The organism is Brevundimonas sp. FV1ye29L, from assembly GCF_058681095.1.
Genome location: NZ_CM178730.1, coordinates 308,672 through 319,989, shown reverse-complemented (window position 1 = coordinate 319,989; position 11,318 = coordinate 308,672). Strand labels below are relative to the sequence as shown.

Sequence of the window (11,318 nt, the reverse complement as noted above, 5' to 3'; positions counted from 1 at the left end):
AGGAGGCCCGCTGACAGGCGGATCACGAAGTTGCGTTGCATCCAATGTGAAGCTGCGGCGTTTGATGAACCATGTCCCGCCTCATTGTCGTCTCAAACCGGGTGTCCGCGCCGATCGATCCCGCCGCAGGTTCCGCAGGCGGGCTCGCCATGGCCCTGTCTGCCGCGCTCAAGACCTATGACGGCCTGTGGTTCGGCTGGTCGGGTGAAACCACCGAACGCTTCACCGGCGAGTTGAAGACCGAGAACCGCGCCGGGGTCCAGGTGGCGCTCGTCGACCTGGAGGCCCAGGACGTCGAGGAATATTACAACGGCTACGCCAACAAGACCCTGTGGCCCCTGTTTCACCACCGCGTCGATCTGACGGCCTATGAGCGCTCCTACGGCGAGGGCTATGAGCGGGTGAACCAGAGGTTCGCGGAGGTGCTGGCGCCCCTGATCGAGCCCGACGACATCATCTGGGTGCACGACTACCACCTGATTCCGATTGCGCGGGACCTGCGTCGTCTGGGGATCACCAACCGGATCGGCTTCTTCCTGCACACGCCCTGGCCGGTGCGGCAGCTGCTGGTGACCCTGCCGCATCACCGGCGGCTGGTGGAATCAATGTTCGCCTACGACCTGATCGGTTTCCACACCGAAGAGTGGCTCGACCTGTTCCGCGACTATGTCGTGTCCGAGGCCCGGGGCGAGCTGGATGGCGAGGGCGGGCTGGAGTGTTTCGGGCGCCGCGTCCAGACCGGCGTCTTTCCGATCGGGATCGATGTGGACGGCTTTGTCGAGGCTCGCGACTCCCCGCTCGGCCTGCGCACCTATGACCGGATGGCGGCCTCGGCGGCCTTCCGGTCGATGATGGTGGGGGTCGACCGTCTCGACTACTCCAAGGGGCTGGAGGAGCGGATGGTGGGCTACGAACAGTTCCTGCAGGACAATCCCGACATGCGCGGCGACGTCTTCCTGGTCCAGGTCACCCCGATCAGCCGCGACGAGGTCGACACCTATCAGGACATTCGCGCGCGGCTGGACGCCCTGGCGGGCCGGATCAACGGCGAATTCGCCGACATGGACTGGCAGCCGATCCGCTATCTGAACCGCAGCTATCGTCGGGACCAGCTGGCGGGCATCTATCGCGCCGCCCGCGCTTGTCTGGTCACCCCGCTTCGCGACGGCATGAATCTGGTGGCCAAGGAATATGTGGCCGCGCAGAACCCCGAGGATCCGGGCGTCCTGATCCTGTCCCGTTTCGCCGGGGCGGCGGAACAGATGGGCGAGGCCCTGCTGGTCAATCCGTTCAGCCGCGAGGAGCTGTCGGAGGCGATCAAGAGGGCCCTGACCATGCCGCTGGAGGAACGCATCCGGAAGTGGACGGCCCTGATGAAGGTGGTGCGCGACACCGATGTCGGAATCTGGCGCGACGCCTATGTCACGGCCCTGCGCGGGGTTCCCGTTGGCGACGACGCCGATGCGCCCTTCCATCAGGACCCCGCGCACCACGAGGGGCACGCCGACGCGGCGTGACCGCCGGGGGTGGTCTGCATCAGGCGGCCGCCCATCGACCGGTCACACGTCAGGCGGCGCGCGTCAGGGCGATGTCGCCGTCACGCGTGGCGGCGCGAACCCTGGCCGGGCGGGCGTTCAGGCGTCCGATATAGCGGTCGAAGACCGGGCTGTCCGGCAGATACTCCCGGCCCCAGCCCAGGGCGCTGCCCACGATGACATCGGCGACGGTGAACCGGTCCCCCATGAGCCACGGCCCTTCCCACAGCGCCTCGATCAGCCGGTTGGTCGCCTGTTCATAGCGGCGTTGCGCCATCGGGTCGGTCTCCGTCGCGCCGCTGATCCGGCCCCACAGGGCCGGCTCCATCTCGCCAGCCGCCCAGAACATCCAGCTCAGCAGGACGCCGCGCTCCGGTGATCCTTGCGGAAAACCCAGACCCGCCTCGGGATAGAGCCCGGCCAGATAGACGGCGATGGCGCCGGACTCGGTGATCAGGGCCCCGTTATGCAACAGGGCCGGGACCTTGCCGTCCGGATGCGGATTGTGCGGATCCCGGGCGCCCGACCCGTCGTGGCGTACGATGTCGCAGTAGTGGATATCGACCTCGGCCCCCAGCTCCTCAATCAGCCAGACCAGACGCGAGGAGCGCGACTGCGGGGCGTGAAACAACGTCAGCATGGTGAAATTCCCTCATGGGTTTCCGGGGCGGCCGCCCGGCCGGCACCCGGCGCCGAGCCCTCCCCGACGACATGGATTGACTACTGCCACCCTGCTGCCAGCATGCTGTCAGCAGTGAAGGTTCAGAGGATGTCCTCAAGCAGCGACGCTCCGCGAGCCGAGCGTAGGGCAAACAAGAATGAGACGCGCCGACCGCCTGTTCCAGATCGTCCAGCTGCTGCGTCGCAGTTCGCGACCGCTGACGGCCGAGGCGATCGCGGTCGAGCTGGAGACTTCCAAACGCAGCGTCTATCGCGACATCGCCGCCCTGATGGGCCAGCGGGTGCCGATCCGGGGCGAGGCGGGGGTCGGCTATGTTTTGGAGCGCGGCTTCGACATGCCGCCGCTGATGTTGACGTCGGACGAGATCGAGGCGGCGGTCCTGGGCGCCCAGTGGGTGGCCGGAAGGGGCGATCCGGCCCTGGCCCGCGCCGCCCGCGATCTGGTCGCCAAGATCGCTGCAACCGTGCCCGAGCGTCTGAGGCCGGTGGTGCTGGAGCCTGCGGTGTCGTCCGCACCCGTCTGGAAGCCGGCGGAGGCGGATCGGCTGGACATGGCCCAGGTCCGCGCCTGGATCCATGCGGGGCGCAAGCTGACGCTCGACTATTCGGACGAACAGGGCCGGCGCAGCCGCCGCACCATCTGGCCGTTCCTGATCGGCTATCGCGAGACGACGCGGCTGCTGGTCGGCTGGTGCGAGACCCGCGCCGACTTCCGCACCTTCCGCACCGACCGGGTGGTGGAGGCGGAGTTTCTGGACGACCGATACCCCGACCGCCCGGCCCGCCTCCGCGCGCGCTGGCAGGCGAAGAAGGACGAGGAGCACCGGCGGTATGTGGAGGCGGGCGAGAATGCCCACGAAAAATCCTCCCCCATCGGGGGAGGGGGACCGCGAAGCGGTGGAGGGGGCTGACCCAGACACCGCGTCTGGATCGGGCCCCCTCCGTCTCTCCGCTTCGCTTCGAGCCACCTCCCCCATCGGGGGAGGATCAGATCAGTAGATCTCGAACAGGCCCGCCGCGCCCATGCCGCCGCCGATGCACATGGTGACGACGCCGTATTTTGCCCCGCGCCGCTTGCCCTCGATCAGGACGTGGCCGGTCATCCGGGCGCCCGACATGCCGTAGGGGTGGCCGATGGAGATGGCGCCGCCCGAGACGTTCAGCCGGTCGTCGGGAATGCCCAGTACGTCCTGGCAGTGCAGGACCTGCACGGCGAAGGCCTCGTTCAGCTCCCAGATGCCGATGTCGTCGACCGTCAGACCATGGCGGCGCAGCAGGATCGGCACCGCATGGACCGGGCCGATGCCCATCTCATCGGGCTCGCAGCCGGCCACCGCCATGCCGCGATAGGCGCCCAGCGGCTGCAGGGCCCGTTTCACCGCCTCGCCGGCCTCCATGACCACACAGGCCGACGCGCCGTCCGACAGCTGGGACGCGTTGCCGGCGGTGATATATTCGCCCTGCTGGATCGCCTCGCCAGAGCCGAAGACCGGCTTCAGGGACATCAGCCCCTCCAGCGTGGTTTCGGGACGATTTCCCTCGTCCTTCGACAGGGTCACTTCCTTCGCTGACGCCTGACCCGTGGCCTTGTCCATGACCTGCATGGTGGTGGTCATCGGCACGATCTCGGCGTCGAACCGGCCGGCTTCCTGGGCGGCGGCCGTCCGCTGCTGGGAGCGCAGGGCGTATTCATCCTGGCGGTCGCGCGAGACGCCATAGCGACGCGCCACGACCTCGGCCGTCTCCAGCATTGACATATACATATGGGGAACCCGTTTCAGGAGCTCCTCGTCCTTGCCGCGATACAGGTTCATATACTGGTTCTGGACCAGGGAGACCGATTCCAGCCCCCCGCCGACCGCCATCTTCTGCTGGTCGAAGACCACCTGCTTGGCCGCCGTGGCGATGCCCATGAGGCCCGAGGCGCACTGACGGTCCAGGCTCATACCCGGGACGGACACCGGCAGACCGGCCGCCAGCGCGGCCTGACGCGCCACATTGGTGCCCGTCGACCCCTGTTGCAGGGCGGCGCCCATGATCACGTCCTCGATCTCGGCCGGATCGACCCCGGCGCGCTCGACCGCATGCCGGATGGCGTGGGCGCCGAGCTGCTGGGCCTGGGTGTCGTTGAACGCCCCGCGATAGGCCCGCCCGATCGGGGTCCGGGCGGTTGAGACGATGACGGCTTCACGCATGGCATTCTTCCTTGGGGCGCTAACGCTCGGCTCGCATCCTTCCGGATTTTGGGCCTCGCTGCTTGAGCGCATTTCCTGATGCGGGCTGCGATGTCTTCGCGCGCTTACCCGAGATTGACTTTACAGACATGTCGTGACGTCAACGCAAGGCCCGGCCACGCCCTGCGCCTCAAGTCGCGAGGCTCCGCGAGCCGGGCATAGGCGCCGCGCCGTGAGGCGCGACTAAGAGTGCGCTTGCTGAACCTTGCCCAGTTCGATGATGCCCTGGGCCATGCCGCTTTCAGGCACGACCTCGCCCGCGCGATCCGAAATCGCCTCGAACTGCGCCGCGACCTGTTCGGGCGCGTCCGCCCCGACAATCCGTACGCCCTGCGTCAGCGTCACATAGGCGCGCTCGAAGCCGCCGGCGCCGGCGGCGAGGATGCAACGCGTCGGGGCGTCCTCGGACACAAGATACAGCAGGCCCGGAGACACCAGCTCCGGCCCCAGCGCCTCCAGAGGCAGGGCGGCGCCCAGATCCTCGGTCATGCGCGTGTGGGCCGTCGGAGCCAGACAGTTGACCCGGATGTCGTTCTTGGCGCCCTCGATCGACAGCGTCTGCATGAAGCCGACCAGCGCCATCTTGGCGGCGCCGTAGTTGGACTGGCCGAAATTGCCAAAGAGTCCCGACGAGGATGTGGTCATGACGATCCGGCCGTAGTTGCGCTCGCGCATGCCGTCCCAGACCGCCTTGGTGCAGTTGACCGCGCCCATCAGGTGGACGTCCATCACGAACTGGAAGTCCTCCAGCGTCATCTTGGCAAAGGTCTTGTCGCGCAGAACGCCGGCGTTGTTGACGAGGATGTCCACCCGACCCCAGGTCGCGATCGCCTGATCGACCATCTCCTGGACAGCGGCGGCGTCGGTGACGGAGGCGCCGTTGGCGAAGGCCTCGCCGCCCGCCGCCCGGATTTCCTCAACCACCGCCTCGGCTGCAGCGGACGATCCGCCCGAACCGTCGCGGGCCGCGCCCAGATCATTGATGACGACCCGGGCTCCGCGCGCCGCCAGGGCGAGGGCGTGTTCGCGGCCCAGCCCGCCGCCGGCACCGGTCACAATGGCCACCCTACCGTCAAATCGAAGCGTCATGGCTCTTCTCCCTATAGCGCGTCGCGCTTGCCCAACCCCGTCTGTGTAAAAGGTCTTCCGCCGCGTAAGGCAAATTCACGGACCGGGGTCGTTCGTCCTATGTGTTGAAATGGCGCCACAGTCGCCACATTCGTGGTGAAAGGCAGGAACCCCCGTGGTCGGCGCCCGTTCGGCTGTCAGGCGCAATTCTGAACCCGACGGGAACAGGCTGCGGACATACGAAACCAAGGAAATGAGGACAGAATGAAGTTGAAGCTTCTCGCAAGCGTCGCGGTCGCCGGTCTGGCGATCGCAGGGGCCGCGTCGGCCGAGCCGAACGGCTGGTATGGCGCCGTTGACGCCGGCTACCACCACATGTCGGATCCGATTAACGCCGAGTCGCAACTGACCGGCAACAACTGGAATTTCGAAGTGAACGACGGCTGGGCCGCGTTCGCCCGCATGGGCTACCGGTTCAACCCGAACTGGCGCGTTGAGCTTGAGGGCGGCTATCGCTCCGGCGACGTCGCCACCATTCGCGCCGTCACCGGCAACAACGGCGTCTGCAACATCAGCCCCGCCGTCGGTCCCTGCGTCTCGCCCGAAGGCGACATCACCTCGACGACCCTGATGGCCAATGTCATCTATGACTTCGGCACCGAGTTCTGGGGCCTGCGTCCGTTCGTCGGCCTCGGCGCCGGTGTGAACCGCGTCAACACCGACCTGATCGGCGCCCTGCGCAACAACCGCAACGTCGGCTTCGCCGTCGATGACAGCTCCACCAGCTTCGCCGCCCAGGCGATCGCCGGCGTGGCCTGGGCCATCGGCGACCGCGCCAATGTCGACCTGACCTACCGCTATCTGACGGGCGACGCCTCGTTCAACTCCTTCGCCGGCGTGGCGTCCTACAACCAGGGCGAGTTCGAGGGCGACTACGACCACAGCCACACCGTGACCCTGGGCCTGCGCTACGCCTTCGGCGCCGAGCCGGTCGCTCCCCCGCCGCCGCCGCCGCCGGTCATGGCGCCGCCCCCGCCGCCGATGCCGGCTCCCATGCCGCCGCGCCCGGTGACCCCGCCGCCGGTCCAGAAGCCGGCCGCCCGTCAGTTCGTGGTCTATTTCGACTGGGATCGCTCCAACCTCACGGCTGAAGCCCAGTCGATCATCAACCAGGCCGCCGCCTACGCCCGCACCGGTCAACCGACCCGCGTCCTGGTCGTCGGCCACGCCGACACCTCCGGTTCGGCCGCCTATAACGTCGGCCTGTCCAACCGCCGCGCCCGCACCACCGCTGACGCCCTCGTGGCCCAGGGCGTCGCCGGCGGCGTGATCTCGCTGGACGGCAAGGGCGAAACCGACCTGGCCCGCGCCACCGCCGACGGCGTGCGCGAGCCGCTCAACCGTCGCGCCACCATCGACATCAACTTCTGATCCTGAAGGGGGAGCCTCACGGCTCCCCCGACAGCCTGATGCCGATACGTCCTTCCGCCGGCCCTGCTCACCGCAGGGCCGGCGGTTTGCTGTCGGGAGTGGGAAGAGACGGGCCAAGTACGGGCCGATACCATGACGGAGATTGGCCTGCAGAAACGGCAGCCGGGGCGCCGGGCCCCAAGGGCGCGCCGATGGAACGGCAGCGGCTGGCTCCGCTCGCACCCCAGGCGTTTCGCTAGATGCGCGAATCTCATTGTTCCACTCTACCCGGTGGAATTGTTCGGGAATTCAGCTTCGACTTCTGGCCGCTTGCCAGACGGCGGTCCGGCCCTCTAGTGAAGATACAGGACCGTGCGGCGCAGGAAGTTCCAGAGTTTTGCTCGCCACCCTTGACCCCTCTGAACCTGAAGAGGCCGCAGGTCTGACAGACCTCCGGGCGGCCGGCGATCTTGCCGGGCGACGCTTCCTGATTGTCACCGCGCCTTTCGGCCCGTTTGGCCGGGTCCTGACAGAAACGCTTGAGGCGGCCGGCGCCCGGGTCAGCCGCGTCCTGCTGAATGCCGGTGACGAGCTTTATTGGCGCCGCGCCGGCGGTCTGCGCTTCAAACAGTCCGCCGCCGTATGGGAGCGGCATTTCCTGGCGCTGGCCGGCGACTATACGGATGTCGTCATCTTCGGCGAGGGCGGTCCGTACAATCAGGCCGCAATCCGGAACAGGGGGGCCTACGCCGCCCGCCTCTGGGTGCTGGAGAACGGCTATTTCCGTCCCGACTGGATCACGATCGAGCGCAACGGCGTCAACGCCTCCAGCAACCTGCCGTCTGACCGGCGGGCCTATGACGTCGATCCGCCGGCGCTCCCGGAGGTGCGCACGGTCGGCCGCATCCTGCCCTACCATGTCCTGAACATTACCCTGCACCACCTGATCCAGGTGCCTGGCCGGTGGCTGTATCCCCGGTTCGTCGCCCCCTATACCCAGGCGCCCTGGCTACAGTGCGCGGGCCATATCCGGCGCTATTTCGGCCTGGCCTTCCAGCCGCGCAGCCGGACCGACGCGGAACGGATCGCCGCCCGCGGCCCCTTCTTCATCGCCTGCCTCCAGCGCGACGGCGACGCCCAGTTGCTGCGCTATTCCGCCTATCCGGACAATGCCGCCTTCCTGGCCGAGGTGATGTCCAGCTTCGCCGCCCACGCGCCGGGGGAGGCCCGGCTGGTGGTCAAGAACCACCCTCTCGATCCGGGCCTGACCGATCTGGGCCACATCACGCGCGGCCTCGCCGTCGAGCGCGGCCTGTCCGAACGGGTCGATTTCATCGACGGCGGAAACATGGCCCAGCTGTGCCGCCTGTCACGGGGCATGGTCGTGAACAACTCCAGCGCCGCCTTGTCGGCTCTGGGCTTCCGCACCCCGGTCAAGGTTCTCGGCAAGGCCTTCTTTGATTTCGAGGGCCTGACCGACCAGAAGCCCCTGAATGCCTTCTGGTCAAACCCGACCGCGCCCGACACAGGGCTGTTCACCCGATTCAGGGCCCACGTCATCGCCCGGTGCCAGATCAACGGCAACTATCACGAGCCGCGCGCCATGGGGCCGACAGCCCGGGCCCTGGCGCGTCGTTTCGCCTCTCCGGACGCCTGAAGCGGCACGGCGCGTCCCGGAAACAGGACTGTGGCGCCCGGGTCACCCTTTGTGGTCGTCACACGTCTGTCACATAACTGTCGTCCGAGGTTCTGACAGCGGCCCTAGATGGGGCGAGATATCGACGGGCCAGGTTCGGCCCGGCCTTGGGCGTTCGCCCACTCACCATCTGGGGATACAGATACAATGATGAACCGCAAACGCGTGTTCTGGGCGACGACCGCCCTGTTTACCGGCCTGCTCGCCTCGGGCTCGGCCTTCGCCCAATCCACCGGCACGGAAGCGACTGAAGTCGAAGCCGTCGTCGTCACCGGCTCGCGCGGACCGGCCAATGTCGGCGGCCTCGCCACCGCCGAGACCATCGCCAAGACCCGCAACACCATCGGTCAGGAGTTCATCTCCACCCAGCAGGCCGGCCAGACCATCCTGCAGACCCTGAACCTGACGCCGGGCCTCAGCTTCACCAACGCCGACCCCTACGGCTCCTCGGGCGGCAACATCCGCCTGCGCGGCTTCGACGGCAACCGCGTGTCCCTGACCTTCGACGGCATTCCGCTGAACGACACCGGCAACTACGCCACCTACACCAACCAGCAGCTGGACCCCGAACTGATCGAGCGCGCCTCGGTCAACACCGGCTCGACCGACGTCGACAGCCCCACGGCCTCGGCCACCGGCGGCACCATCAACTATGTCACCCGTCGTCCGGCTGCGGACTTCGGCGGCTGGATCCAGGGTTCGGGCGGCGACTTCAACTATCGCCGCATCATGGGCCTGGTCGACACCGGTGAAGTCGGTCCCTGGGGCACGATGGCCTGGTTCGCCGCCTCCTACCAGAAGTACGACAAGTTCAAGGGCATCGGCGAACTCGAGAAGAAACAGTTCAACGCCCGCATCTGGCAGCCTCTGGGCGACAACGGCGACTTCATCGCCCTGTCGGGTCACTACAACGAGAACCGCAACAACAACTACAACGGCCCGAACCTCGGCACCGCCACCGGCTCGCTGCTGAGCGACGTCGAAACCAGCCCGTTCGGCTGGAATGTCGATTACACCCGCACCTACACAGCGCCGACGTTCCGCAACGGCACCGCCGACAATGACACCAACGGCACCGGCTACTGGGGTCTGCGGATCAACCCGTCGAACACCGGCAACATCCGCGGCAACTCGCGCTTCACCCTGATGGACGGCCTGGTCCTGACGGTCGACCCCTCGTTCCAGTATGTCCTGGCCAACGGCGGCACCCAGCAGGCCGTCCTGTCGGAAACCGACGCCCTGCTGCGCGCCGGCCGCACCACCGGCGGCGTGGATCTGAACGGCGACGGCGACACCCTGGATCGCGTCCGCGTCATGACGCCGTCCAACACCAACACCCACCGCTATGGCGTCAACTCCTCGCTGATCTGGGACCTGAACGACAACCACCGTCTGCGCGCCGCCTATGCGCTGGACTGGGGTCGTCACCGTCAATCGGGCCACTACGGCCGCGTTGACTTCTCGAACCCCTCGGCTCCGGTGTTCGTCGATGTGTTCGGCGGCCTGAACGACGAGGACAACCGCGTCGTCAATCTGGATGGCTTCGCCCTGCGCTCGCGTGACCGCAAGTCGATCGCCCAGCTGAACCAGTTCTCGCTGGAATATCGCGGTCGCTTCCTGAACGAGGCCCTGACGGTCAACCTCGGTGTTCGGGCGCCCTTCTTCAAGCGCGAACTGAACCAGTACTGCTACACGCGGAATGCTTCGTCGAACGTGCTCTGCACCTCGGAAAACCCGAACGCGACCCTCGCCAACGGCAATGTCACCTTCGCCAGCCAAGGCACGACCCAGTACATCGCGCCCTTCTCGCGTGAGGTCGAGTATGACGACATCCTGCCGAACATCAGCGCCAACTATCGCTTCGGCGAAGGTCACTCGGTCTACGGCAGCTACAACGAGTCTCTGTCGGCGCCGCGTACCGACAGCCTGTATGCGACCACCCGCTTCGCCGACGGTTCGCTGGGCAACCCGACCGTTCAGCCGGAAACCTCGAAAAACCTGGACTTCGGCTATCGCTATACGGCCTCGACCGTCGTTCTGCAGGCCTCGACCTTCTACAACCAGTTCGACAACCGCATCGTCTCGACCTTCGATGAAGACCTCGGTCAGTTCGTCGACCGGAACGTGGGCGCGGTGGAAACGACCGGCTTCGAAGCCTCGCTGGGCTGGGAACCGATCGCCAACCTGAACCTCTATGCCTCGGCGACCTTCACCGACAGCGAGCTTCAGGACAACTATGTCTACAACTCTGCCGGCGCTGTGCTGCAGACCAAGGGCAAGAAGCAGGTCGAGACGCCTGAGCAGATGTTCGCCCTGCGCGCTTCGTACAGGTTCAACGAGGTGTTCTCGGCCGGCATCCAGGGCAAGTACACTGGCGAGCGCTGGGTCACGGACGTCAACGACCTGAAGGTTGACGACTACACGATCATCGACGCCGACGTTCGCTTCGACTTCGCGGCCTTCGGTCTGGATGGGACCTATATGCAGATCAACGTCACCAACCTGACGGACGAAGACTACTACGCCAACCTCGGCACCCGCGCCTCGGCGACCCCGGGCCAACTGGGCTACAGCCGTCCGTTCGCCGGCGTCGGCGCTCCGCGCACGGTGATGGCCTCGATCCGCTACAGCTTCTAAACGCCGTACAATCGAAACGACTGGAGGCGGTCCCGCGAGGGGCCGCCTCTTTTCGTT

General features: G+C 66.8%; 8 protein-coding genes. 5 read left to right on the top strand and 3 right to left on the bottom strand.

Annotated elements, in window-relative coordinates; all coding sequences use genetic code 11:
* The first annotated feature begins 71 nt into the window (after positions 1 to 71).
* The gene (locus tag ACW17W_RS01595; protein WP_492078711.1) at positions 72 to 1,517 is read left to right on the top strand and encodes an alpha,alpha-trehalose-phosphate synthase (UDP-forming); all 1,446 of its coding nucleotides are present in this window, start codon (positions 72 to 74) and stop codon (positions 1,515 to 1,517) included.
* A gap of 49 nt (positions 1,518 to 1,566) precedes the next feature.
* Here ACW17W_RS01595 and ACW17W_RS01590 read toward each other — a convergent pair whose 3' ends face one another.
* Complete coding sequence (locus tag ACW17W_RS01590; RefSeq protein ID WP_492078709.1) at positions 1,567 to 2,175, bottom strand: glutathione S-transferase family protein; 609 nt, start codon at positions 2,173 to 2,175, stop codon at positions 1,567 to 1,569.
* A gap of 178 nt (positions 2,176 to 2,353) precedes the next feature.
* Between ACW17W_RS01590 and ACW17W_RS01585 the strand changes: the two genes are divergently transcribed.
* Positions 2,354 to 3,127, top strand: a complete 774-nt coding sequence (locus tag ACW17W_RS01585; RefSeq protein ID WP_492078707.1) for a helix-turn-helix transcriptional regulator — start codon at positions 2,354 to 2,356, stop codon at positions 3,125 to 3,127.
* 81 nt (positions 3,128 to 3,208) lie between these two features.
* Here ACW17W_RS01585 and ACW17W_RS01580 read toward each other — a convergent pair whose 3' ends face one another.
* Both ACW17W_RS01580 and ACW17W_RS01575 read right to left on the bottom strand, forming a co-directional pair.
* Positions 3,209 to 4,411 (bottom strand): acetyl-CoA C-acyltransferase, encoded by a 1,203-nt coding sequence (locus ACW17W_RS01580; RefSeq protein WP_492078705.1) that lies wholly within the window; start codon positions 4,409 to 4,411, stop codon positions 3,209 to 3,211.
* Positions 4,412 to 4,633: 222 nt separating this feature from the next.
* Positions 4,634 to 5,539: an SDR family NAD(P)-dependent oxidoreductase gene (locus ACW17W_RS01575; RefSeq protein ID WP_492078703.1), complete on the bottom strand. Its 906-nt coding sequence runs from the start codon at positions 5,537 to 5,539 to the stop codon at positions 4,634 to 4,636.
* Between the two features lie 243 nt (positions 5,540 to 5,782).
* Here ACW17W_RS01575 and ACW17W_RS01570 point away from each other — a divergent pair, with 243 nt between their 5' ends.
* From ACW17W_RS01570 to ACW17W_RS01560, 3 genes are all read left to right on the top strand, one after another.
* Positions 5,783 to 6,949, top strand: coding sequence for an OmpA family protein (locus ACW17W_RS01570; protein WP_492078701.1), 1,167 nt, complete (start codon positions 5,783 to 5,785; stop codon positions 6,947 to 6,949).
* Positions 6,950 to 7,325: 376 nt separating this feature from the next.
* A complete protein-coding gene (locus tag ACW17W_RS01565) occupies positions 7,326 to 8,585 on the top strand; it encodes a capsular polysaccharide export protein, LipB/KpsS family (RefSeq protein ID WP_492078699.1) in 1,260 nt (419 codons plus the stop codon).
* 189 nt (positions 8,586 to 8,774) lie between these two features.
* Entirely contained in the window at positions 8,775 to 11,261 is a 2,487-nt protein-coding gene (locus ACW17W_RS01560; RefSeq protein WP_492078697.1) for a TonB-dependent receptor, read from the top strand.
* The last annotated feature ends 57 nt before the right edge of the window (positions 11,262 to 11,318 follow it).